The organism is Pseudomonas frederiksbergensis (assembly GCF_017114915.1).
In the GTDB taxonomy this organism is placed as follows: Bacteria; Pseudomonadota; Gammaproteobacteria; order Pseudomonadales; family Pseudomonadaceae; genus Aquipseudomonas; species Aquipseudomonas frederiksbergensis_I.
This window is the reverse complement of sequence record NZ_JAAUOE010000020.1, coordinates 68,006-91,913: the sequence shown is the minus strand read 5'-3', so window position 1 is coordinate 91,913 and position 23,908 is coordinate 68,006. Positions and strand designations below refer to the sequence as shown.

The following is a 23,908-nucleotide window of genomic DNA, read 5'->3' as shown; positions in this document are numbered from 1 at the left end:
ACAGGCTTGACGGAGATGTCTGACAGACCGGGTGGATTACTGGGTCGAAAGACAGGCGAAGTCGTTGTTGTAGTTGTTTGGTAGCCAATCTGTGCCAATTGCGCAGCAATTTCAACAGGTCCCACCGTGACCGGTCAGTTCTCGTTTTTGCAGGCCTATTTATTCTCGCCGGACGGTTCACGAACCCTTGATGGATGTGTTTAGAATGCCCCTCGTCACGATCGCCCAGGGTTCGGCAGGGTAGTTCTGAAACTCCGCGAAACTGACCATTAAAACAAGAACGTAGACGGGTACGAAGACGATGGACGAGGACGGGCAACCGCCGACTCGATCCGTGGCTGTGCCGTCATAGAGTGGGGCTGCCGGGATGGCGGCTTCATCGTGGGATGCCATGAATTTCATTCTTTACTCGGACGTCAACGACAGTTCCATCAGCCAGAGCCTCGGTCGTCCCGAATACAGCTACTACTTCGTGCTCAAGGCTTATCGGCCGGTGCTCGAAAGCCTGGGGCGGGTGCATGTGGTGTCCTCCACCGCCGAGGTCGATCCCCTCTACAGGCAACTGCTTGCCGCCGGCGAAGACAGCTTGTTCCTGTCCTTCACGCCACCGCAGAAAACCCCGAACGACCTTGAGTGCCCGACGATCTGCGTGGTGGCCTGGGAGTTCGATTCGATTCCCGACGAGCAGTGGGACAACGATCCACGGCAGGACTGGACACGCATGCTGGCGAGCCAGGGCCGGGTGATTACGCTCTCCAGTCATACCGCCCGGGCGATTCGTCGGGCCATGGGCGAAGACTTTCCGGTGTTGGTATTGCCGACGCCGTTGTGGGAAAACTTCGCGGCCATTCGTAGCCGCCATGCCAGCGTGCCGGTCAATGCCGGTTCGACCCTCGACATCAAGGGTTGCCTCCTCGATACCCGCACGCTCGGGCTGTCCGCTGACTCGCTGATTCCACCGCCGTTGACCCCCGAACAGCAGGCCGAACTCGATGCCCTGCGACCGCCGCCGCTGACCCTCAAACGCCGCTTTGTCATCGCCAGGCATTACCTGCGCCTGTGGGCGCTGGACCTGGGCAAGGCGCAACCCATACCGGTCCATCGCACTCATTTTCTGAGCCAGTGGTACTGGGAAGGCATTCACGATCTATTCTCGGACCCCGCCCGATCCTGGCTCGCCAAACACCTGCCGACCATCGCCGGACCGCAGTCGTTGCCGGTCCATGTACCGGCGCCGGTGGATCTGCCAGACACTACGCAACAGGTGCAGACCCAAGTCGACGGCGTGGTCTACGTCACCGTGTTCAACCCCCGGGACGGGCGCAAGAACTGGCATCAACTGGTTACCGCATTCTGCTGGGCGTTCCGGGAAACCGCGGACGCTACGCTGGTATTGAAGATTACCCAGAGCGATCTGTCGTCCTACTACACCGAGCTGATGACCTTGTTGGCGCAACTGTCACCGTTCGCCTGTCGGGTGGTGGTGATGCACGGTTACCTGGACGATCCGCAATATGCGCGGCTCTACGAGGCGGCGAGTTATTACGTCAACGCCTCGCGCTGCGAGGGCCTGTGCCTGCCGCTGATGGAGTTCATGGCCAGCGGCAAACCGGTGATCGCCCCGGACCATACGGCCATGGAGGATTACATCGATGAGCGCGTGGCGTTTGTGGTCAAGTCCAGCGAAGAGCTGACCATTTGGCCTCAGGACACTCGCATCATCTACCGCACCCTGCGCTACCGACCGGACTGGGGGTCGTTGAAATCAGCCTACGAAAACAGTTACCGGATCGCCAAGGAGCAGCCGGCGGAGTACCAGCGCATGTCCCGCGCCGCGGTCGAGCGCATGCACGATTACTGCGCCTTCGCCCCGGTGCAACAGCACCTGGCGGATTTTTTCGGGCTGGCGCCGCAGGTGTTGCCCGCCGCTGTCGTGACGGATAACGCCTCATGCTGATCATCATTCATTCGGAAACCAACCAGCACACCATTGCCCAGAACCTGGGCCGTTCGGAGTACAGCTACTACTTCGTGCTCAAGGAGTATTGGCCGGTGCTGGAGCGACTGGGTCGGGTGGTGGAAGTCAGCGACCCGCAGACCGAAGTCGACCCGCTGTACCTCGACTGCCTGTCCCGTGGCGAAGACTGTGTGTTCCTGTCGTTCTCGCCGCCCCATCGCACACCGGTGCACTTCGCCTGTCCGACCCTGGCGGTGTTTGCCTGGGAATTCAGCACCATTCCCAACGAACCGTTCGCCGGCGAGCCGCGTAATGACTGGCGCACGGTGTTGCGTGCGTGCGGTGCGGCGATCACCCATTCCAGCTACACCGTCAATGCCGTGCGCGAAGCCATGGGCGCCGACTACCCGATCGTCGCGGTACCGGCACCGGTGTGGGATCGCTTTGCCGAGCGCGGTGCACAGTTGCAGCGCCAGCCGTTAGCCAATCAAGTGCGATTGAAGATCAAAGGCTTGCTGGCGGACAGTCGCCAACTTGATTTGCGGGCTTTCGGTCCTGCACATTTGCGAGCCGGCAAGGGCATCGACTTTCAGGCGCCTGCTCGTGAACAGGAGCTGGTACTCGACGGTGTGATCTACACCTCGGTGTTCAACCCCGGCGACGGGCGCAAGAATTGGGAAGACATGCTCAGTGCCTTCTGCATAACCTTCCGCGAGGTAGAAGACGCCACGCTGGTGCTCAAACTGACGCACCACGATGCCGAAGAAGCGCTGACCGATATCCTTCATCACTTGTACAAAAACCAGCCCTATCGCTGCCGCATCGTGCTGATTTACGGCTACCTCGCGGATGCGGACTACGAGCGTCTGGTGCAGGCCACGAGTTACGTGGTGAACACGTCCTACGGCGAAGGGCAGTGTCTGCCGCTGATGGAGTTCATGTCGTGCGGCAAACCGGCAGTGGCACCGCGCACCACAGCCATGATCGATTACCTGGACGCCGACAATGCGTTCCTCATCGACTCCACCGATGAGCTGACGGCCTGGCCCCATGACCCGCGCAAGGCATTCCGCACCCTGCGTTACATCACCAACTGGGCCTCGCTGTGCACGGCCTATCGGGCCAGCTATGACGTAGCCAGGGACGACCCGCAACGCTATGCAAGGATGTCTGCCCACGCGGTGGCCAGCCTGCAAGCCTTCTGCAGCCAGGCGATCGCCGAACAGCGCCTGAAAGGATTTTTCGCCCGCTTGCTTGAAGCTCGCGCCACCTCTGCCGTGGAAACCCCCGAGGCATGATCCGCGCATTGATGGGGTGGCTGCGTCCGGTGGCGAAACCCGAACCGGTGCCGGTAGCGATGGCGCAATCCCCTGTGTCGCCGCGAGATGTCGGCCTGCACGACGCCATACTCGATGGCTGGTTTTGCGGCGACAGCGGTGAATTGCTCAAGGGCTTTGCGATCACCGCGCACGACACCTTGCTGGATGTCGGTTGCGGCGAGGGCGTTGCGACGCTGTTTGCGGTGCGTCAGGGGGCGTCGGTGATTTTCACTGACAGTGAACACGACAAGGTCCGCGACCTGGCCCGGCAAGTGGAAGCGCAGACGGACAAGCCCGGCCTGGGGCTGGTGAGCAATAGCCTGCCGTTGCCGCTGGCCGATGGCTGCGCGAGCAAAGTCGTGTGCATGGAAGTGCTCGAACACATCGACCGGCCCGAGCCGTTCATGGCCGAACTGGTGCGCATGGGTCGTCCCGGTGCGCAGTATTTGCTCAGCGTGCCGGCACCGGTGGGCGAGCATTTGCAGCAGGGCATCGCCCCGGCCAGTTATTTTCAGTCGCCCAATCACGTACAGATTTTTACCCCGGAACGCTTCGCCGCGCTGGTGGAGGACGCCGGTCTGGTGATCGAACATCGACAGGCCAGCGGTTTTTTCTGGGTGATGGGCATGATCTTTTTCTGGGCCAGTGAGCGCGCGGCCGGGCGCGACCTGGGCGGTGCGGTGCGTGACCGGATTCAGGCGCCGTATCCGCCACTGATGGAGAGCTGGGCGAGGACCTGGCAAGACCTGCTGGCGCAACCCAATGGCTTGGCGATCAAGCAGATGCTCGATCAGTTCATGCCCAAGAGCCAGGTGATCATTGCGCGTAAACCGCTGACGACCGGTTCGAAGGCCGGGACTGCGTCATGAGTGGTCGACGGATTCTCGACATCGAATTGTTGCGCGGAATCGCCGTGCTCGGCGTGCTGGTGCATCACCTGCAAAGCATGCCGTTTCCGGGAGGGCTGCCAGGCTTCGAGTCGGGCATGGACCACGGGCAATTCTGGTGGGGCGTGGACCTGTTTTTCGTGATCTCGGGATTTGTGATCGCCCGTGGCCTGATTCCGCTGTTGCGCGGATGCCTGACACCGCAGGCGTTCTGGCAGGAAACCCGCGACTTCTGGATTCGCCGGGCCTTTCGTCTGTTGCCGTCGGCCTGGTTGTGGTTGCTGCTGATGTTGTCGGGTGCGCTGTGGTTCAACCATTCGGGCGCCTTTGGCACGGTGCAGGCCAATCTGCAGGCGACGCTGGCGGGCTTTCTGCAGTTTGCCAATTTGCGCTTTGCCGAAAGCTTCATGCGCTTTGAATACGGCGCCAGTTTCGTTTACTGGAGCCTGTCCCTTGAAGAGCAGTTCTACCTGTTGTTGCCGCTACTGATCCTCGTCTGTCGCAGGCGATTGGTGTGGGTGTTGCTGGCCTTGGTCGCCGTGCAGCTGTTTACCTGGCGCTCGGCCTTGTTGATGAGCATCAGGACCGACGCCCTGGCACTGGGCGTGTTGCTGGCGATGTGGAGCGCAAGGCCAAGTTATCTGGTTTGGGAGCCGCGGTTGCTGAGCCGCCGCTGGTCAGGCCCATTGATGCTGATCGGTGTGGCGGCGGTGTTGAGCGTGATGGCGGGTCCACTGTTCAATCTGGCGAGTTATCGGACGGGAGCGCTTGCCTTGCTGTGCGCGGTGCTGGTGTGGATCGCTTCCTACAATCGCGATTACCTGCTGCCCAAGGGCAAGCTCAAACAACTACTGGTGTGGTTGGGCGCCCGGTCTTACGGTATCTACCTGATTCACATCCCGGCGTTTTTTGCCGTGCGCGAAGGCTGGTTTCGTTTCGCGCCCGGCGGTTCGCAGGACGTGGCGACACAGCCGGCACTGGCGCTGTTTTGCGCCCTGACCCTGATCGTGCTGCTGAGTGAACTCAACTACCGATTCATCGAGCTGCCCATGCGCAACCGGGGTGCCCGGCTGGTGCAACGCTTGCGCGTGTCCCGAACACTCCTTCCATCCTCTGGAGTCACCTCATGCTGAGCCTTTTGAAGAAACTCACGGCGGGTACGCCCGCTGCCGCGCAGCCGCCGACGTCAGCACCTTCGACCTCGGACAAGGTCGACCCGTACATGCTCGGCCTGCACGACGCGATGCTCAGTGGCTGGTTCAACCAGCAAACCGGCGAGCTGTTCACCGGCTTCCCGGTCAGCCCCGAGGACACGCTGCTGGACGTGGGCTGCGGCGACGGGGGCAATGTGCATTTTTGCGGCATGCGCGGGGCGAAGATCATCATCGCCGACATTGACGCGGCCAAGGTCGAAGCGACTCGTCAGCGCCTGAGCGACACACCGGCGCGGGGCGTCGAGTGCCACGTTACGGACTGCAACCCGCTGCCGATTGCCGATGCGACCGCGACCCGGGTGGTGTCCACCGAAGTCATCGAACATGTGGACGATCCGGCGCAGTTTCTCGCCGAACTGGTGCGGGTCGGCAAGCCCGGGGCGCTGTATTTGCTCAGCGTTCCGCACCCCAGTTCCGAAGACCTGCAAAAAGACATCGCCGCGCCGGAGTATTTCCAGAAGCCCAACCACATTCGCATCATCAGCGAAGAGCAGTTCAAGGCGATGGTCAGCGACGCCGGCCTGGAAATCATCAGCCACAGCCAGTACGGGTTCTATTGGTCGATGTGGATGCTGTTGTTCTGGGAAGCCAAAGTCGATTTCAGCAACGCCGACCATCCGCTGCTCAATCATTGGGCCGACACCTGGCAAGCCGTTCTGTCCTCGCCACGGGGCGCACAGATCAAACAGGCGCTGGATGCGGTGGTGGCGAAAAGTCAGGTGATCATTGCCCGCAAGCCAATGGCTGAGTAGGGTAACGAGCGGAGCGAAAAAGGGCCTTGGGAGGCCCTTTCTGCATTTCAGGGATTGGGTTTTTCATGGTTTTTTTCACACGATTGATCGTTTTGCTGGCCGCGGTGCTGCTCAACGGTTGCGAGCAATCGGACGCGCCACCGCTCGATCAGCAACTCTATGTCTGGCAACGGCAATGGACGCCGGCCCATGAGGCCGCGCTGCGCGACAGCCGCGCCGATTTCTCGACCTTGCGCGTGCTGGCCTTGCAGGCGTTTCCTCAGGCCGGTTGGAGTCGCGCGCGGATCGATCCGGCGCTGCTCAAGCGTGATGGTCGACCGCTGATTGCGGTGGTTCGTCTGGATGGCCAGCTCAACGGGCTGGATCGGGACGAGATCACGGCGCAGATCCAGCAGATGCTCAGCGATTGGCAAGGGCAGGGGCTGACCCTTTCCGGCGTGGAAATCGACCACGATGCGGGCAACGCCCGGCTACCGGCCTACCGCGAATTTCTCACCCATTTACGTGCTGTTCTGCCGGCTTCCGTGCCACTGAGCATCACCGCGTTGCCGGCCTGGCTCGACAGCTCCGAATTGCCGGCGTTGCTGGCGACGGTCGATAGCAGCGTGTTGCAGGTGCACGCGGTGAGCGATCCGAGGCGTGGGCTGTTCGACCCGAATCAGGCACGGCAATGGGCCAGGGCCTGGAGCCGCATCACGTCGAAACCATTTTATTTGGCGCTGCCGGCTTATGGCGTGGCGTTGTTGCCGGAGGCTGGTGGCGCGCCGGTCGTGGAAAGCGAAGTGCCCATCGAGCGGGGCGGCAATCGCCGGGAGTTGATGGCGGATCCGCTGCAACTGAGCAAACTCGGCGCCGAGTTGCGCGCCGATCCACCGGCCCATCTGGCGGGGCTGATCTGGTTTCGCCTCCCCCTGGCCAATGATCGCAGAGCCTGGAGCCTGACGACGCTGATCGCAGTGGCACGCGGCGATACGCTCGGCAGTCGTCTGGGGTTGAAGCTCTCGGCGCGGGACGGCCTCTACGACATCAGCGTCGGCAACCCAGGCAACCTCGACAGCGCCTGGCCCGAACGCCTGACGCTGGCGGTGCAGGGCTGCGAGGGCGCCGATGCGTTGGCCGGTTATACGTTGCAACAGCGCCCGGATCTGCTTACCTTCACTCGCCTGCGCGACGGTCGAATCCCGGCCGGCGGGCAGCGCGCCATCGGTTGGGCACGCTGCGCACACATTGATCAAGGAGGTTCGAATGTTCACCCGTAACTGGCCGCGCCATGTGCTTTGTCTGAGCCTCAGCCTGCCGCTGGGGTCGGCGTTGGCCTGCGGGCCGGACTTCCCCATGCGCCTGCTGGATAACCGTGGCCAGTCGCTGGCGGAGCTGCCGGAAGGCAACTTCAACCTTGAGATCAACCGCCTCGGACATGCCGTCGCGGGACTGAAAAACGTCACGGCTGCTACCCATAATCCGGACAACGGTTACGGCGACGCACCCGATTTCACCGATCAGCGGGACACTGCTGAACAGACTGGTTTGACGCCTGAGCAGCAAGCGCTGGTGAAACAGCTGCGCAGCCTGACCGATGCCCGTCAGGTTGAGGAGCAAGGCGTGAGCCTGCCGGCCGAACACACGTTCTATCTGGCGGGTGCTGTGGCGTTCAACGCCGGTGACCATGGCCTGGCCGTCGACTATTTCCAAAAAGTGCTGGCGCTGCCGGCGGATCAACGCCCGTTGCGCAGTACCTGGGCGGCGTACTCGTTGGGCCGGGCACTGTTCGCGATGAGTTCAGAGGCGGGTGCCGGACCGGACCTGTCGGCTCAGTCCCGCAAGGCCTTCGAGCTGACCCGTCAACTGAGCATCGACGGCTTCAGCGACCCATTGGAATTGGGTGTTGCCAGCCTCGGCGAAGAAGCGCGAGTGGCCCGCACCGCGGGCGACTGGGACAAGGCCATCGAACTCTACGCCACGCAGAACCTTCACGGTTCGGCGGTGGGCTACACCTCTTTGAAGCTGTTGATGGCGGATCTGGCGGCGATGCCTGACGATCAACTGGCCGGGTTGCTTAAGGGCAAAGCGGTGCAGCAACTGGTGACGGCATCCTTGATCAGTCGGCTGGGCTGGTCATTCGGTGATCAACCGCCAAACGAACAGAAATTGATCAAACTGCTGCAAACCAGCACCCGTGGCAGCCTGGATAACGCCGATCGCCTGGCGGCGATGAATTATCAACAGGGCGATTACGCCAGCGCCAAAGCCTTCCTCGAACAGGCCGGTGATGGCGGCCTTGCGTGGTGGCTGCGGGCGAAGCTGGCATTGCGTGATGGCGACAAAAGCGCTGCCGCGGCGGCCTATGCCAAGGCCGCCCAGGCGTTCCCGCAGAATGAGTCCTGGGGCGGGCGGCGGACGCCCGACTGGGATTACGAAACGCTCCAGCCCAAGTGCCGGGTCGAGGGGGAAAGCGCGATCCTGGCCCTGCAACGCGGCGATTACCTGCAAGCCTTCGATCAGCTCTATCGCAGCCAGGGCATCTACTGGTACGACGCGGCCACCGTTGCCGAGCGGGTGCTGACCCTCGATGAACTCAAGCAGTACATCGACACTCAAGTGCCGGCACCGGCGCCGCTCAGCCAGCAGGATCGCGACAATTATGTGCCGTTGCCGGTGGCTGCAAGTCTGCGCAATCTGCTGGGGCGGCGTTTGTTGCGTGAAGAACGTTACGATGAGGCGCCGGCTTACTTCGACAACCCGGAATTGCAGGCCAAGGCCAAATGGTATGGGCAATTGCGCAAGGAGGCCGAATCCAAATGGTGGCCGACCTCCAAGGCATTCGCTTACTACTACGCCGCGACACTGGCCCGCTATGATGGGATGGAGCTGTTGGGCTACGAGATGTCCCCGGATTACGTGACCTTCGGCGGCAATTACAGTCTGGAAGCTCCGGAGCTCAAGGTTGGACCGCTGATGACCGAGGGCGAAGTGCAGCGTCAGCAAGCCACAGTGGCGCAACCTGATGAGCGTTTCCATTACCGTTATGTCGCCACGGCTTTGGCGAGCAAGGCTGCCGATCATTTGCCCCACAGCAGTCAGGCGTTTGCTTCGGTGCTATGCAAGGCCTCAGGGTGGGGCACCAGCCTGCAAGAGCAAAGCGCGTTCTATCGTCGTTATGTCGAGGAGGGGCCCTATGTGGTCTGGGCCGGTGATTTCGGTCATCAATGCCAGGACCCGGACTTCCAGAATGCCGACAAACGCTATGTGACCCAGGTCATCGACGCGATGCGGTCCACTCTGCGGCCCTACAAAAAACCATTGCAGATCGGCGCTGTGTTAGCCGTTACGGCAGCGGCGCTGTTGTTGATCAGTCGCCGCCGTCGGAACGCGCGATAACGCTCAAGCCTGCTGCACAAAGGTCAGCCGCACCGCAAAACCAATCAGCAGGCTGCCGAACAACCACTGTTGTACCCGCTGGGCCGATGGACTGCGTTGCAGCCAACGGCCCAGCGCCGCGCCGACCAGCGCGTAGGCACTGTCGAACAACAAACCGACGCCGACCAGCAGCATGCCCAGCGTCGCAAATTGCGCGAGCACCGGCCCTGCTTGAGGGTTGATGAACTGGGGCATCAGCACCGAGCAGAACAGCAACGCCTTGGGGTTGAGCAGGTTGGTCAGCAAACCGCGCTGGATCGCCTCCGGCCACCGTGGTTTATCGGTCGTTGCGTTTGCGCCGTTCAGGCTCGGCAGCATCGTGGTGCGCAGGCACTGAATGCCTATCCACAACAGGTACGTTGCGCCGGCCAGGCGCACCAAGTCGAAGGTCCAGGGCGCAGTCCTGAACAGCGTCGCCAAACCCAACGCCGCCAATGCCACATGACAACCGCGCGCCACGCCCAGCCCCAACGCCGTGGCCAGTGCCGCGCCTTTGCCCTGACGCGCGCCGGTCTGCAACAACAGAATCATGTCCGGGCCGGGCAACAGATACACCACTGCCAACGCCATGAAAAACAGCCAGAGTTCTGTCATGTTGCCCCCGTTCGTTGTCGATTTGGTGGCATCAGTCTAAGTCCGAGACGCAGGGCAGGTGGTTGCGTAGTCAGCTTCTAAAGCTTCGATATTTGGCATAACCTGCCATTTTTTGATGATCGAACCATCAGGATCTGCCAAACCATGAAACTGGACGCCTACGACCGCAAAATCCTCACGGCACTGCAACGGGACGGTCGCCTGAGCAACGTTCAACTGGCTGACGAGATCGGCCTGTCCGCTTCGCCTTGTTTGCGTCGGGTACGGATGCTGGAAGAGGCGGGCGTGATTCGCGGCTATCAGGCCAATCTGGACCGCGATGAGGTAGGCCTTGGGCTGACGGTGTTTGTCGGGGTCAAGGTCGAACGACATAACGATGAACAAGCCGAAGCGTTTCGCCTGGCCGTGACGGCATTGCCCGAAGTGATTTCGGCGTTCCTGGTGTCAGGGGAGTCGGATTTTCTGTTGCAGGTGGTGGTACCGGATTTGCGCGCCTATGACCGTTTTCTCACTGGGCGACTGCTGAAGTTGCCCGGTGTGAGTGACATTCGCAGCAATTTTGCGATTCACACGGTAAAGACGCCGGGGGCGTTGCCGTTGGGGCATTTGCCGCTTTAGACCGACTTGCTCCAAACCATCGGCTCTACATCTGCGTCGCCATTCCCTCCACATCCATCGCCGCCTGGCGCAATGCCTCGGAGCGGGTCGGGCAGGATGGCAGGTGTAAAAATTACGAACGTAATATGTGCGTTTCTCACCATTTCGGTGAAGGCTTCAGCATGGCGACAGGTTTAGCGCTTTTAGATGGAGCGATTAAGGACGAAAATTTCACCATTTTCGTTATATCGTAACGAATTGTGATGTGAGCAATGGCTGGGGTGGTATGCAAGTCGATCTCGATGGCGATGGAGCACAGATAGCAGGGCTGCCGCGCTTTCAGCAGGCGGGTGCTCAAGGACGTCGATTGCGCCAGTGGGCAATCAGTTTGGGTGCCCTGTCGGCTACAGGGCTGGTGCTGGCGTTTTTTGTCGGGCTGTTTGCACCGCAGTCGCTCTGGCCTGCGTTGCTGGTCAATCAGAGCGCCGGTTTGCTGGTGTTGGTCGCCGGTCTGCAATCGACCTGGTGGGTGACGCAGTGGCGCGCACGGGCGATGAATCCGGCCGTAATGGTGCCGGTGACTATTGCTGACGAAGCCGTTGCCGCCGAAGGCTGGTACGAACGGTTGCTGGACCGCATCAGTCAGCGTTGGCTGCGCTTGTTGGGGCAGATCGGCGCACCGACGCTCTGGCTTGGCGGCTGGGCGTTGTTGACGTTGTACAGCATCGAGCAAGTCTGGAATTTGGCCCTACCGCCCGCCGCATTAGGGTTGGCGGCCAGCGTCGGCGCTGCGCTGTCGTTGCTGCTGGCTTTCGGCTTGCTGGTGCTGGAGCGGCAACTGGCGCAGGAAAATGTTGCCCAATGGCCCGAAGCCGGGGCGTTGGCGCAGCTGACGCGGGTCGCGATTATTGGCCTGGTGCTCAGCGCCTTGTGTCTGTTGTTCGGCAGCGAAGCATCGGTCTGGCCGGTGCGTGTGGCGGTGCTGATCGGCTTGCTGCCGGGGCTGGTCGCCGCCGAGTTGCTGCTGCGCGCCGTGCTGTCGCTGTTCAGCCCTCGTCGTGAACAGCTTGAACCCGCCTTGCTGGCGCGAAGCTTCGTCGCCGACATGTTGCGCTGGCCGCCACAACCCTTGCTGGCATTGCAGCACGAATTGCACAACCGCTTCGGTATCGACTTGCGTCAAATCTGGGCTTTCGCCTACATGCGCCGGGCATTTTTGCCGGTGCTGGCGGTGGTAGCAATCGTGGGTTGGTCGCTCACTGGCATTCATGAAATACCGCTGCAAGGGCGGGGCATCTACGAGCGTTTCGGCAAACCGGTGGAAGTGTTCGGCCCCGGTTTACACGCCGGTTTACCGTGGCCGCTGGGGCGCGTGCTGAGCGTCGAGAATGGCGTGGTCCACGAGTTGGCCACCAGCGTGGGCGAAACGTCGGCACCGGTTGTGGCCGAACCTGCCGAAGGCCCGGCACCGACCATTGCCAATCGCTTGTGGGACGCCAGCCATGTGAATGATAAATCCCAGGTCATCGCCAGTAGCCGTGCCGACAAGCAGAGCTTCCAGATCGTCAATATGGACGTGCGTTTCGTCTATCGCATCGGCCTGAGCGATCAAGCGGCGCTGGCCGCGACATACAACAGCGCCGACGTGCCGACGCTGATTCGCAGCACCGCCAGCCGGATTCTGGTTCACGATTTTGCCTCGCGAACCCTCGACGGTTTGCTTGGTGAGGATAGGGTAGGGCTCGCCGAAGAAATCGGTCGCGCCGTGCAGGCTGACCTGCAAACACTCGACAGCGGCGTGGAAATTCTCGCCACGGTGGTTGAGGCCATTCATCCGCCAGCGGGGGCGGCCAACGCCTATCATGGCGTGCAAGCGGCGCAGATTGGTGCCCAGGCATTGATCTCCCGCGAACGTGGTGCAGCAGCGGAGGCAACCAACCAGGCGCAACTGCAAGCCAGCATCGCTCGCGATCAAGCCGCGGCCAGTGCGCATGAAATTAACGCGACCGCTCAGGCTGCCGACCTGAAATTCGCCGCCGAGCGAAAGGCTTATACCAGCGCCGGTCAGGCCTTCGTGCTGGAGCAATACCTCAGCCAACTGACCCAGGGCCTGGCCAACGCCAAGTTGCTGGTTCTCGATCATCGTCTGGGCGGCAGCAGCAATGCACCGACCATCGACCTACGTACATTCACGCTGCCGGCTGACCCTGCGCCGCGTAATACCGCTCAGCCAGGAGCCATCCATTGAGCCAGTCGACGACGCCCACTCACGATCATCACGACCACGATGACCACACCGGCCACGATCACGGCCATGGCGGACATCACCACGGCCATCATCACCATCATCACGGCGATCCACACGAAGCGGGCCCATTCCCGTGGCGGCGGATGGGGTGGGCGGCGCTATTGGTGGCGTTTGCCATAGCGGCAGCAAGCCTGGTGCAAGTGCGCTCGGGTGAGGCCACGGTGATCACCCGCTTCGGCAATCCATCGCGGGTGTTGCTGGAGCCGGGTCTAGGCTGGCGCTGGCCGGCACCGTTCGAGGCGGCGATTCCGGTGGATCTGCGGCTGCGCACCACCTCCAGCGGTTTGCAGGATGTGGGCACGCGCGATGGTTTACGCATCATCGTGCAAGCCTACGTGGCCTGGCAGGTACAGGACGACCCTGACAACGTGCAACGCTTTATGCGTGCCGTACAGAATCAGCCGGACGAAGCGGCGCGGCAGATTCGCACCTTTGTCGGCTCGGCGCTGGAAACCACGGCCAGCAGTTTCGATCTGGCCAACCTGGTGAACACCGATGCGAACCAGGTGCACATCGCCGACTTCGAAGCGCAGTTGCGTCAGCAGATCGATCAGCAGTTGCTCACCACTTATGGCGTGCGAGTGCTGCAAGTCGGCATCGAGCGTTTGACCCTGCCGTCGGTGACGCTCACCGCGACGGTCGATCGCATGCGCGCCGAGCGTGAAACAATCGCCACTGAACGCACGGCCATCGGCAAACGTGAAGCTGCGCAAATCCGCTCCGCGGCCGAGCGTGACGCGCGAATCGTGCAAGCCGATGCGACGGTGAAAGCCGCGGACATCGAAGCCCAATCCCGCGTCGAAGCCGCGCAGATTTACGGCCGGGCCTACGCTGGCTCACCGCAGCTCTACAATTTGCTGCGTTCGCTCGACACCTTGGGCACCATCGTCACGCCGGGCACCAAACTGATTTTGCGTACTGATGCGGCGCCGTTCCGGGTGTTGGTTGACGGCCCGCCGACCCTCGATAACAAGTCCGGGTCGCAGCCATGAGTTTGGTTCCACGTGGAACAAATGAGCTGAGCAGCCCCTGGATTCAGGCTGGGCGCTTGGCTTTTTTGGCGCTGTACGCCGTGACCATTCTGGCTGCCTTGGCGTGGGCATTTTCCAATGTGCGGCAGATCGACCCGCAGAATCGAGCCGTGGTGCTGCATTTCGGCGCTCTGGATCGCATTCAAAATGCCGGTTTGCTGTTGGCGTGGCCGCGACCGTTTGAGCAGGTGATCTTGTTGCCGGCAGCGGATCGGGTGATCGAGCGGCGGGTGGAAAATCTGCTGCGCACCGATGCCGCATTGCAGGCCGACCGGGTGGCGAGTTTCGCCACACCCATCAGCGATGCGCTCGCCGGTTCGGGTTATCTGCTGACCGGTGACGCGGGCGTGGTGCAGCTGGATGTGCGGGTGTTCTACAAGGTCACCGAACCCTATGCCTTCGTTCTTCAGGGTGAACATGTGCTGCCGGCCTTGGATCGAGTGGTGACGCGCAGTGCCTTGGCCCTCACCGCCGCGCGCGACCTGGACACCATTCTGGTGGCTCGACCGGAGCTGATCGGTGCCGACAAGCAAGCTGCGGAGCGTCGCGAACGTCTACGTGGCGACCTGGTGCGGGGCATCAATCAACGTTTGGCCGAACTGACCGCGACCGGGCAGGGCTTGGGTATCGAAGTGGCGCGGGTCGATGTGCAATCGAGTTTGCCCGGCCCGGCGGTGAGCGCGTTCAATGCCGTGTTAACCGCCAGCCAGCAAGCGGACAAAGCTGTGGCCAATGCACGCACGGAAGCGGAGAAGCTGACTCAGTCCGCTAACGAACAGGCCGATCGCACGCTGCAAGTGGCCCACGCCCAAGCCAGCGAACGCCTGGCCAAAGCCTCCGCCGACACCGCCACGGTGCTGAGTCTGGCCAAGGCGCAACAGCAGGGCACCGACCCGCAAATGCTGCTGCGTATTTACCGTGAGCGGATGCCGAAGATTCTTGGGCCGGCCGGTTCGGTGACCACGGTCGATCCGAAAGACGATTCCCGCCTGATCATTCAGGGAGCTGCGCAATGACTGCCCAAACCGCCGCCGCGCCGAGCATGTTGTCCTCGGCTGAACAACGTAGCGCCGCGCGCCAGTTGACCCTGGCCATGCTTGCGCTCGGGTTGCTTGCGCTCGGCCTGATCTGGCGCTGGTTGTCGCCGGAGCAGACCGGGGTCAGCCAATTGCTGCTGGGCTTTGCCTCGTTGCTGGTGGCCGTGCCGGTCATGCGTTCGGCGTGGTACAGCCTGCGTTATCCGAGCCTGCACGGGATTACCGATCAGTTGATCGCCTTGGCCATGCTTGGCGCCTGGGCGACTGGAGATCTGCTCACCGCGGCGCTGCTACCGATCATCATGATCTTCGGCCATGTGCTGGAAGAGCGCAGCGTAATCGGTTCTCAGGAAGCGATTCATGCCCTCGGCAAACTGACGCGCAGCCATGCGCGCAAGATTCAGGCGGACGGCGCCATCGTCGAAGTCGATAACAGCACACTCAAGGCTGGCGACCTCGTGGAGGTGCGCGCCGGAGATCGCGTACCGGCGGATGGTCGAGTGCTGTCTGGTCAAGCAAGCCTCGACACCGCCTCGATCACCGGTGAGTCGGTGCCGATAGAGGCCGTTGTGGGCATGCCGGTGTTCGGCGGAGCGATCAACCTCGATGGCCTGCTGCGCATTGAAGTGACCCGCACCGGTCACGAGTCGACGCTGGGTAAAGTCATCGCGCTGATGCAAAGCGCCGAACGTTCCAAGCCGCCGATTACGCGTTTGCTCGAACGTTATGCCGGCAGTTACATGGTGCTGGTGTTGCTGCTGGCCGCCGTGACCTGGTTCGTCACCAACGATGCCCAGGCGATGCTCGCGGTGTTGGTGGCGGCCTGTCCTTGCGCGCTGGTGTTGTCGGCACCGGCCACGGCGATTGCCGGGGTGGCGGTGGCGGCCCGGCACGGAATTCTGATTCGCAGCTCGGCATTCCTCGAAGAGTTGGCTGACCTGACGTCGTTGGTGGTCGACAAGACCGGAACCCTGACCTTCGGCACCTTGCGCCTGCAATCGATCGACAGTCCGCTGGAAGATCGCAGTCACCTACTGAAACTCGCCGCCAGCCTCGGTTCCGCCAGCAGCCATCCGGTCAGCCGCGCGTTGGCCGGGTTGGTCAGTCAGGAACATTTTCTGCTGCTCTCTGACATTCGCGAGCGTCAGGGGCTGGGCGTCGTGGCGATGACTGAGCAGGGTGAAGCGGCCCTCGGTCGTCCGGAGCTGTTCGCGCAACTGGGCATCGCCACTTCAACTGTACCCGAACACGATGGCCCGATTGCCGGTCTGGCACTCGACGGCGAGTTTCTCGCTTGGCTGTTGCTCGCCGACAGCGTCAAACCCGAGGCGCGGTTTGCCCTGAGCGAGTTGCGTGAATTGGGCCTGGGTCGTCAGTTGTTGCTGACCGGGGATCGGCACAGCGTGGCCCACACACTGGCCCGGGATGTGGGCATTAGTGATGTCGAAGCCCAGGCGTTGCCCGAGGACAAACTCAATCGCGTGCTCAAAGAAATCGGCAGCGGTTTCCGGCCGATGGTGGTGGGAGACGGCATCAACGATTCTCTGGCGCTCAAGGCCGGTGTGGTCGGTGTGGCCATGGGCGCGGGCGGTGCGGACATCGCCCTGGCTTCGGCCGATATCGTACTGATCGGCAGCGACCTGCGCCGCCTGGGAACCTGTGTGCGCCTGAGTCGCCAATGTCGGCAGACTTTGCAGGTCAACGTGATCATCGGTCTGGGCTGGACCCTGGCTATTGTCGCTTTCGCTGCATTCGGCTGGCTGGGTGTGGCGGGGGCGATGATTGCCGCGCTGTTGCACAACCTGAGTACGTTGTTGGTGCTCGGCAATGCCGGACGTTTGCTACGCTTTCAGGAACCCCTACTCAAGCTTAAGGATGAGGCGTGAGCGACTACTCAACTTTTCAGAACTGTGTGCCGGGTTTGTAGTCTTTTGGGTGAGAGGCGGGCCTTTTCAAGGCTTGCCCGTGGCTGGTTTCACTGTTGGTGGTAACACCAGGAATAGAAAGAGGCTGTTAAATCGATAGCCTGCTATTTTTCAGGGATGGTCTACCCTCAGATTTGACGTCTGAAACAAGGGGGACTTTTCATGCTCGCGCAACTTCCACCGGCCTTACAGAATCTGCAATTACCGCTTCGCTTGCGACTCTGGGACGGCCATGAATTCAATCTGGGGCCGACGCCGAGCGTCACCATTGTGGTCAAGGACCCACACGTGGTTACCCAGCTCACTCATCCGAGCCTCGACGCGCTGGGGGCGGCGTTCGTCGAAGGCAAGCTGGAGCTGGAAGGCTCCATCAGCGAGGTGATTCGTGTCTGCGATGAATGGAGTCAGGCGCTGATTGAAGAAGAAGACGCACAACCGGTGCGCTCGGTTCACGACAAGGAAACCGACGCCAAAGCCATCTCCTACCACTACGACCTTTCCAACGAGTTTTATCAGCTGTGGCTCGACAGCGATATGGCGTATTCCTGCGCCTACTTCGAGACCGGCAGTGAAACCCTTGAGCAAGCCCAACAGGCCAAATTTCGCCACTTGTGCCGCAAGCTGCGGTTACAGCCAGGGGAATATCTGCTGGATGTCGGTTGTGGCTGGGGCGGGCTGGCGCGTTATGCCGCACGGGAGTTCGGCGCGAAGGTGTTCGGGATCACGCTCAGTCAAGCGCAATTGGCTTTGGCTCGTGAACGGGTGAAAGCCGAAGGTCTGGAAGACCAGATCGAACTGCAATTGCTCGATTACCGCGATTTGCCTCAGGACGGGCGGTTCGACAAAGTGGTCAGCGTTGGTATGTTCGAACATGTTGGCCATGCGAACCTGGCCGAATACTGCAAAATTCTGTTCGGTGCGGTGAAAGAGGGTGGCCTGGTGATGAATCACGGGATCACTGCCAAGCACACCGACGGTCGTCCGGTAGGGCGCGGTGCCGGTGAATTTATCGAGAAATACGTGTTCCCCAACGGCGAGCTGCCACACCTGGCGATGATTTCGGCCGAAATCAGCGAAGCGGGGCTGGAGATCGTCGATGTCGAGAGCCTGCGCCTGCATTACGCCCGCACCCTGGACCACTGGAGCGAGCGCCTGGAAGACAACCTGGAAGCCGCCGCCAAATTGGTGCCGGAGCAAGCGCTACGGATCTGGCGGCTGTACCTGGCGGGATGCGCCTATGCCTTCGCCAGAGGCTGGATCAACCTGCATCAAATCCTCGCGGTGAAAGCCCATCCCGATGGCAGCCATGAACTGCCATGGACCCGCGACGACATCTACAACTAGAGAATCGGTGAAATAAGCCGGGCGATCCGCATACCGACCTGTTGCAGGCGGTGGGTTTCCCGGCTTTCTTCTTTGGCGATTTCGTGAGCCTGGGCGAAGTCGTTGTTGAGCATCTGCTCCACTTCGGCGGCAAACCCGCTGTCGACCGTCAGCAGCATCACTTCGAAATTCAGCCGGAACGAACGGTTGTCCATGTTGGCGCTGCCGATGGCGCTGATCTCGTTGTCGATCAACACCACTTTCTGATGCAGGAATCCAGGTTGATAGCGGAACATGCGCACCCCGGCGCGTACTGCTTCGAAGGCATAAAGGCTGGAAGCGGCGTAGACGATTCGGTGATCTGCTCGCGACGGTAGCAGGATCCGTACATCCACACCGCGCAACACTGCCAGTCGCAACGCGGCAAACACGGCTTCGTCAGGGATGAAGTAAGGCGTGGTGATCCATGCCCGTTCCGTCGCCGCGTGGATGGCTTCGACGAAGAACAACGAACAGGTTTCATAGGAGTCCGCCGGACCGCTGGCCAGTAATTGGCAGAGCACGCCGTCGTCAGGATAAACCTCCGGCAGGATCAATGGCGGCAGTGAACGGGCCGCCCAGAACCAGTCTTCGGCGAAGGATTCCTGCATGCAGGCCACCACTGGCCCGCGTACTTGCACATGGGTGTCGCGCCAGGGCGCCAGGGGTGGTTTCTCGCCCATGTATTCATCGCCGACATTCAGCCCGCCGACAAAACCGATAATCCCGTCGACTACTACGATCTTGCGGTGGTTGCGGAAGTTGACTTGAAAACGGTTGAGCCAGCCGCTGCGGGTGGCGAAGGCTTTGACCTCGATACCGGCATCGCGCAACGGTTGCACATAACCGTGGGGCAGGGAGTGGCTGCCGATGCGATCGTAGAGCAAGTAAATGGCTACACCCTCGGCCGCTTTTTTCCTCAGCAAGGTGTGCAGGCGTTGGCCGAGGCGGTCATCGTGGATGATGAAAAACTGGATCAGCACCGCTTGCCGGGCGTTGCTGATGGCGTCGAAAATCGCCTCGAAAGTGGCTTGGCCATCAATCAACAAACGCACATCGTTATTTGCCAGGCACGGCATGTGGCCCAGTTTCGGCATGGCCCGCAAAGACGCGTAAGCACTGGAGGCGCGCGCAGCCAGAGCCTCTTCCACCCAGGGGCGCCAGTTCAGTTCGGAGATGGCCTTGCGCATTTCCTCGTTGGCTTGCCGTCGGGCCTTGATGTAGCCATCGAAGGTGCTGCGACCGAAAACCAGATAAGGGATCAGCGTGAGGTAGGGAATGAACAGCAGCGACAGCGCCCAGGCGATCGAGCCTTGAGCCGTCCGCACGGTCAACACGGCATGGATGGCGGCGATCGAGCCCAGCGTGTGCAATAGCACGATCAGATAACCGAAAACATGCGGTCCAAAATAATCCATAGGGGGCAGCCTTGCTCCTGAAGATTCAATGCTTAACAGACCATGTTCCGGGCAGAATGTCGCTATTTAATTGGCCCATGAACCGAAGCCCGTGGCCGACGTCTAACGGCCACTAATGATCAGGAGTTACTCGATGAACGTTCGTCTGCTGGGTTTGGCCATGGCGCTTGGTTTGGCACTTCCTGTGGCCGCCCAGGCACAGATGCTGCAACCGGGTTTGTGGGAATTGACCTCAAGCAACATGAAGGTCGATGACCAGAACCTGCCCGACCTGCAACTGATCCTCGGCCAGATACAGAACCAGATCACCCCGCAACAGCGTGCGATGCTGGAAAAGCAGGGCATCACCATGGGCGGCAAAGGGATTCGGGCTTGTCTGACGCCTGAGCAGGTGAAGACCGACAACATTCCACTGACAGATCCTCAATCGGGCTGCACACAGCAAATCACCGAGCGCACCGGTAACCAGTGGAAATTCCGTTTCAGCTGTCCGAAAGCCCAGGGCAGCGGAGTGGCCACGTTTATGAGCGATCGTGAGTTCACCACCAAGGTCAACGGCACTTTCAATGCCACTGGCATTCAGCAGAAGGGTAGCCTCGATACCCGCGCTGTGTGGTTGGGTCAGGATTGCGGGACCGTTAAACCAAGAGCTTAAAAGCTTTGCGAGCGAGCCCGCTCCCACAAGGTCATACGCGATTCCTGTGGGAGCGAGCCTGCTCGCGAAGGCATTCGTTCAGACGCCTTTAGTCTTCGGTTGACTCAACAATTCACACACCGCCTCAATCCCTTTCTCCCCGAAATCCTCCCCGCTGCCGCTGCGCAGGCTGACAAATCCACCGGTCTTTTCCTTTTCTCCGACCACCAAAAGATACGGCACGTTTTGGCTGTGCTGGCGAATTTTATGGCTGATTTTCTCGTTGCGCAGGTCCGAGTTGGCGTGCAATCCACGGCGGCGTAATGCTTCGGTCACCGAGTGTGCATAACCACCCTGACGCTCATCGATATTCACGACCATCACCTGCGGCGACGCTCGCCAGGTGTCCAATTCTTGTTGGCTGGACCAGCACGTACCATAAATCCGTTGCTGCGACGTGCCGCTGATGGGATCCAGAGCGAAGGCCCGCAATACTTTGGTGGTCGGAACATGCGGGCCTTGCGCGAAACCCTCGAAGTCCCCCGAGGCGATACAGCGATAGCCTTTCGGTTGGCGTTTGCTCCCTCCGGATCGAATGGTTGGTCGTACTCACGCAATGAACCATCAGGCAGGGTGATGTGGATCATGATCGGTGTTCTCGAACGTTATCGATAACGTGCGTCAGCGCATAAACCGTAGCGGTAATCCCTGACAGTTGTCATTTAGACGTTTGTCGTGCCAGGCAATTTGCCCCGACACGACGGTGGTGCTGACACTGTGGCGAAAGCAGTGACGGGCGAAGGGCGTCCAGCCGCATTGCGAGAGGACCGGTTGACGGGAAACAGCAACGCCACCGGGCTCGGGTTTGATCAACACCAGGTCGGCCCAATAGCCTTCGCGCAGGTAGCCACGGTCGGGAATTGCAAACAGATCGGCGACCCGGTGACTGGTTTTGGCCACGAGAGTCGTGATTGGCAAGACCCCATCGGCCACCAGTTCCAGGAGCGCGGGCAGGGCATGTTGCACCAACGGCAAACCGGATGGCGACTGGCTGTAGGGCCGCTGTTTTTCGGCCCAGGTGTGGGGTGCGTGATCGCTGCCGATCACGTCCAGTCGATTGCTCAACAATGCTTTGCGCAAGGCATCGCGGTCGGCCCGGGTCTTGATCGCCGGGTTGCACTTGATCAGGTTGCCGAGGTTCGGGTAGTCGCGGTCGTCGAACAGCAAATGGTGCAGACAAACCTCGGCGGTGATGTGTTTCTGCGCCAGCGGCTTGTCTTCGAACAGCGCCAGTTCGCGGGCGGTAGTCAGATGTAAAACGTGCAAGCGAGTGCCGTGTCGCCGGGCCAGATCGACGGCCATCGAGGAGGAGCGAAAGCACGCCTCGGCGTTGCGGATCAGCGGATGAGCGGCGGGGGGAAGGTGCTCGCCGAACAGCTCTCGCAGGTTCGCAGCGTTGGCCTCGATGCTGGGCGTGTGTTCGCAGTGGGCCAACAAAAGAGTCGGCACCTCGGCGAATAACCGCTCAAGAATTCGCGGATCGTCTACCAGCATATTGCCCGTGGAGGCGCCCATGAACACTTTGATCCCAGCCACTTCACAAGGATTGAGCGAGGTGATGGTGTCGAGATTGTCGTTGCTCACGCCGAAATGAAAACCATAATTGGCCACTGAACTCGTCGCGGCTCGACGTTTCTTGTCGGCCAGTACGGCGAGGGTCAGGGTGGCCGGGGAGGTGTTGGGCATGTCCATGAAGCTGGTGATGCCGCCGGCCACCGCCGCTCGAGACTCGGTATGGAAGCTGCCCTTGTCTGGCGCTCCGGGGTCGCGGAAATGCACCTGGTCATCGATCATGCCCGGCAGTAGCCATTGGCCGTTGGCGTCGATTTCCACGGTGGCCGTTTCACCTTCGATGCTGCTGGCGATCTTGACGATGCGACCGTGGCTTACCAGCAAATCACCGTCGAACTCACGACCGTCATTGACCAGCCGGGCATTGCGAATCAGCACGCTGCTCATGGTCAGAACTCGTTTTGCAGGGCTTTGTAGCCCCGCACCAGATCAACGTTGGTGCGCGCCACGTCTTCGGAAAACTCCGAGGCGCTGACGCTCACCGGTGGGAACTGCGACAGGTCAGTATTGGGGCCGATGCGCGTGGTGGAGGGCACGTAGAAGGCTTCAGGCAAATCACGACCATCGACCACCGAGTTGTGCCGAACCACGCAGCCATCACCCACCACACAGTTGAACAACACACTGTTGAAACCGATGAACACGCGATTACCGACGGTGCAGGGACCATGAACGATGGAGCGGTGGGCGATGGAGCTGAACTCGCCGATGGTCACTGCCGCGCCGGACTTGGAGTGGATCACCACGCCGTCCTGGATGTTCGAATTGGCGCCGATGGTGATCGGCTCCATCTCGCCCGAGTCATCCACTTCATCGGCGCGTATTACGGCGTAGGGACCGACGAAGACGTTCTCGCCGATCACCACTTTGCCGCAGATGATGGCGGTTTTATCCACGTACGCCGACTCTGCAATCGACGGCAAATCACCTGAAGGATTCTTGCGGATCATGGTTTGCTCAGTGCGTTGTACAAGGTGTTGAGGTTGTATTCGAACAGCCCGGTGAAGGTGCTGGCCGGGCCGGTTGCTGCGAGGGCGTCGGAGTACAGCGTGCCGCCGATGCGCGCGCCGCTTTCATCGGCGATTTGCTTGAGCAGGCGCGCGTCCTTGATGTTTTCCATGAACACCGCTTTGACCTTCGCCTGACGGATCTGCGTGATCAGCGCAGCGACTTCGGCGGCCGAAGGTTCGCGCTCGGTGGACAGACCTTGCGGCGCCATGAAATCGATACCGTAAGCCTGGCCGAGATAACCGAAGGCGTCATGGGAGGTCACGACTTTGCGATTACCCACCGGCAGCGAACCGAGCTTGGTTTTGGCTTCGGCAAGCAGGGCATAGATCTTTTTCAGGTAGGCCTGGCTGTTGTGTTCGTAATCGGTTTTGTTGGCAGGGTCGGCGGCGATCAGCGCTTTGGTGATGTTGCTGATGTACAACTCGATGTTCGCCAGGTTGTGCCAGGCATGCGGGTCCGGGATGGTTTCACCGTCTTCATCGAGCGAGCGCGGAATGACACCGTGACTGGCGCTGACCACTGGGGCTTTGGTCTCGGTGCTGGTCACCAGACGGTCCAGCCATGGCTCGAAGCCCAGGCCGTTCTTGATGATCAGTCTGGCATTGAGTAATGCCTTTGCATCGTCCGGAGTCGGCTCGTAAGTATGGGCATCGGCGTCCGGGCCGACCATATTGGTGACCTGAATATGGTCGCCGCCGACTTGATGGGTCATGTCGGCGAGGATGCTGAAGCTGGTGACCACCTGGAGTTTTTCCGCGGCAGACAGCGACATCGACAGCATCAAACTGAACAGCACAAGTAAAGCGCGCATCG

Annotated in this window: 19 protein-coding genes and 2 pseudogenes; 14 read left to right on the top strand and 7 right to left on the bottom strand. The window is 60.9% G+C overall.

The window, feature by feature from the left end:
• Nucleotides 1-391: 391 nt before the first annotated feature.
• From HCU66_RS15940 to HCU66_RS15910, 7 genes are all read left to right on the top strand, one after another.
• On the top strand, nt 392-1,957 hold the full coding sequence (locus HCU66_RS15940) for a glycosyltransferase (RefSeq protein WP_241015514.1): 1,566 nt from the start codon (nt 392-394) through the stop codon (nt 1,955-1,957).
• On the top strand, nt 1,951-3,255 hold the full coding sequence (locus HCU66_RS15935; RefSeq protein ID WP_205889381.1) for a glycosyltransferase: 1,305 nt from the start codon (nt 1,951-1,953) through the stop codon (nt 3,253-3,255). Before HCU66_RS15940 ends, HCU66_RS15935 begins: the two co-directional genes overlap by 7 nt.
• Complete coding sequence (locus tag HCU66_RS15930) at nt 3,252-4,145, top strand: class I SAM-dependent methyltransferase (RefSeq protein WP_205889380.1); 894 nt, start codon at nt 3,252-3,254, stop codon at nt 4,143-4,145. Before HCU66_RS15935 ends, HCU66_RS15930 begins: the two co-directional genes overlap by 4 nt.
• The gene (locus HCU66_RS15925; RefSeq protein ID WP_205889379.1) at nt 4,142-5,296 is read left to right on the top strand and encodes an acyltransferase family protein; all 1,155 of its coding nucleotides are present in this window, start codon (nt 4,142-4,144) and stop codon (nt 5,294-5,296) included. Before HCU66_RS15930 ends, HCU66_RS15925 begins: the two co-directional genes overlap by 4 nt.
• On the top strand, nt 5,290-6,129 hold the full coding sequence (locus HCU66_RS15920) for a class I SAM-dependent methyltransferase (RefSeq protein ID WP_205889378.1): 840 nt from the start codon (nt 5,290-5,292) through the stop codon (nt 6,127-6,129). Before HCU66_RS15925 ends, HCU66_RS15920 begins: the two co-directional genes overlap by 7 nt.
• Before the next feature lie 65 nt (nt 6,130-6,194).
• A complete protein-coding gene (locus HCU66_RS15915; protein ID WP_205889377.1) occupies nt 6,195-7,388 on the top strand; it encodes a DUF3142 domain-containing protein in 1,194 nt (397 codons plus the stop codon).
• Nucleotides 7,375-9,507 (top strand): hypothetical protein, encoded by a 2,133-nt coding sequence (locus HCU66_RS15910; RefSeq protein WP_205889376.1) that lies wholly within the window; start codon nt 7,375-7,377, stop codon nt 9,505-9,507. Before HCU66_RS15915 ends, HCU66_RS15910 begins: the two co-directional genes overlap by 14 nt.
• Nucleotides 9,508-9,510: 3 nt before the next feature.
• On the opposite strand, the gene HCU66_RS15905 is transcribed toward HCU66_RS15910, so the two are convergent.
• The gene (locus tag HCU66_RS15905; RefSeq protein WP_205889375.1) at nt 9,511-10,140 is read right to left on the bottom strand and encodes a LysE family translocator; all 630 of its coding nucleotides are present in this window, start codon (nt 10,138-10,140) and stop codon (nt 9,511-9,513) included.
• A gap of 144 nt (nt 10,141-10,284) precedes the next feature.
• Here HCU66_RS15905 and HCU66_RS15900 point away from each other — a divergent pair, with 144 nt between their 5' ends.
• Nucleotides 10,285-10,758 carry an Lrp/AsnC family transcriptional regulator gene (locus HCU66_RS15900; protein WP_205889374.1) on the top strand — a complete coding sequence of 158 codons (474 nt, stop codon included), beginning with the start codon at nt 10,285-10,287 and terminating at the stop codon, nt 10,756-10,758.
• Nucleotides 10,759-10,783: 25 nt separating this feature from the next.
• Here HCU66_RS15900 and HCU66_RS27520 read toward each other — a convergent pair.
• Nucleotides 10,784-10,863 (bottom strand): annotated as a pseudogene (locus HCU66_RS27520) (hypothetical protein); the annotation flags it as partial.
• A gap of 160 nt (nt 10,864-11,023) precedes the next feature.
• On the opposite strand from HCU66_RS27520, the gene hflK (HCU66_RS15895) reads away from it, so the two are divergent.
• The 5 genes from hflK (HCU66_RS15895) (at nt 11,024) to cfaB (ending at nt 18,382) form a co-directional block, all read left to right on the top strand.
• The gene (gene hflK, locus HCU66_RS15895) at nt 11,024-12,985 is read left to right on the top strand and encodes a protease modulator HflK (RefSeq protein ID WP_205889393.1); all 1,962 of its coding nucleotides are present in this window, start codon (nt 11,024-11,026) and stop codon (nt 12,983-12,985) included.
• On the top strand, nt 12,982-14,037 hold the full coding sequence (gene hflC, locus HCU66_RS15890) for a protease modulator HflC (protein ID WP_205889373.1): 1,056 nt from the start codon (nt 12,982-12,984) through the stop codon (nt 14,035-14,037). Before hflK (HCU66_RS15895) ends, hflC begins: the two co-directional genes overlap by 4 nt.
• Complete coding sequence (gene hflK / locus HCU66_RS15885; protein WP_205889372.1) at nt 14,034-15,092, top strand: protease modulator HflK; 1,059 nt, start codon at nt 14,034-14,036, stop codon at nt 15,090-15,092. The genes hflC and hflK (HCU66_RS15885) overlap by 4 nt, the downstream gene beginning before the upstream one ends.
• Complete coding sequence (locus HCU66_RS15880) at nt 15,089-16,999, top strand: cation-translocating P-type ATPase (protein ID WP_205889371.1); 1,911 nt, start codon at nt 15,089-15,091, stop codon at nt 16,997-16,999. The genes hflK (HCU66_RS15885) and HCU66_RS15880 overlap by 4 nt, the downstream gene beginning before the upstream one ends.
• 201 nt (nt 17,000-17,200) lie before the next feature.
• The gene (gene cfaB, locus HCU66_RS15875; protein WP_205889370.1) at nt 17,201-18,382 is read left to right on the top strand and encodes a C17 cyclopropane fatty acid synthase CfaB; all 1,182 of its coding nucleotides are present in this window, start codon (nt 17,201-17,203) and stop codon (nt 18,380-18,382) included.
• Here cfaB and cls read toward each other — a convergent pair.
• Complete coding sequence (cls, locus tag HCU66_RS15870) at nt 18,379-19,818, bottom strand: cardiolipin synthase (protein WP_205889369.1); 1,440 nt, start codon at nt 19,816-19,818, stop codon at nt 18,379-18,381. The genes cfaB and cls overlap by 4 nt on opposite strands.
• Before the next feature lie 133 nt (nt 19,819-19,951).
• On the opposite strand from cls, the gene HCU66_RS15865 reads away from it, so the two are divergent.
• On the top strand, nt 19,952-20,473 hold the full coding sequence (locus HCU66_RS15865) for a DUF3617 domain-containing protein (protein ID WP_205889368.1): 522 nt from the start codon (nt 19,952-19,954) through the stop codon (nt 20,471-20,473).
• Nucleotides 20,474-20,551: 78 nt separating this feature from the next.
• On the opposite strand, the pseudogene HCU66_RS15860 reads toward HCU66_RS15865, so the two are convergent.
• From HCU66_RS15860 to HCU66_RS15845, 4 genes and pseudogenes are all read right to left on the bottom strand, one after another.
• Nucleotides 20,552-21,065: pseudogene (locus HCU66_RS15860) on the bottom strand (His/Gly/Thr/Pro-type tRNA ligase C-terminal domain-containing protein); the annotation flags it as partial.
• Between the two features lie 68 nt (nt 21,066-21,133).
• Nucleotides 21,134-22,471: a dihydroorotase gene (locus HCU66_RS15855; protein WP_205889367.1), complete on the bottom strand. Its 1,338-nt coding sequence runs from the start codon at nt 22,469-22,471 to the stop codon at nt 21,134-21,136.
• A 2-nt stretch (nt 22,472-22,473) separates the two neighbouring features.
• On the bottom strand, nt 22,474-23,034 hold the full coding sequence (locus HCU66_RS15850; RefSeq protein ID WP_205889366.1) for a gamma carbonic anhydrase family protein: 561 nt from the start codon (nt 23,032-23,034) through the stop codon (nt 22,474-22,476).
• Nucleotides 23,031-23,906, bottom strand: a complete 876-nt coding sequence (locus HCU66_RS15845) for a metal ABC transporter substrate-binding protein (protein ID WP_205889365.1) — start codon at nt 23,904-23,906, stop codon at nt 23,031-23,033. The genes HCU66_RS15850 and HCU66_RS15845 overlap by 4 nt, the downstream gene beginning before the upstream one ends.
• Nucleotides 23,907-23,908: the final 2 nt, after the last annotated feature.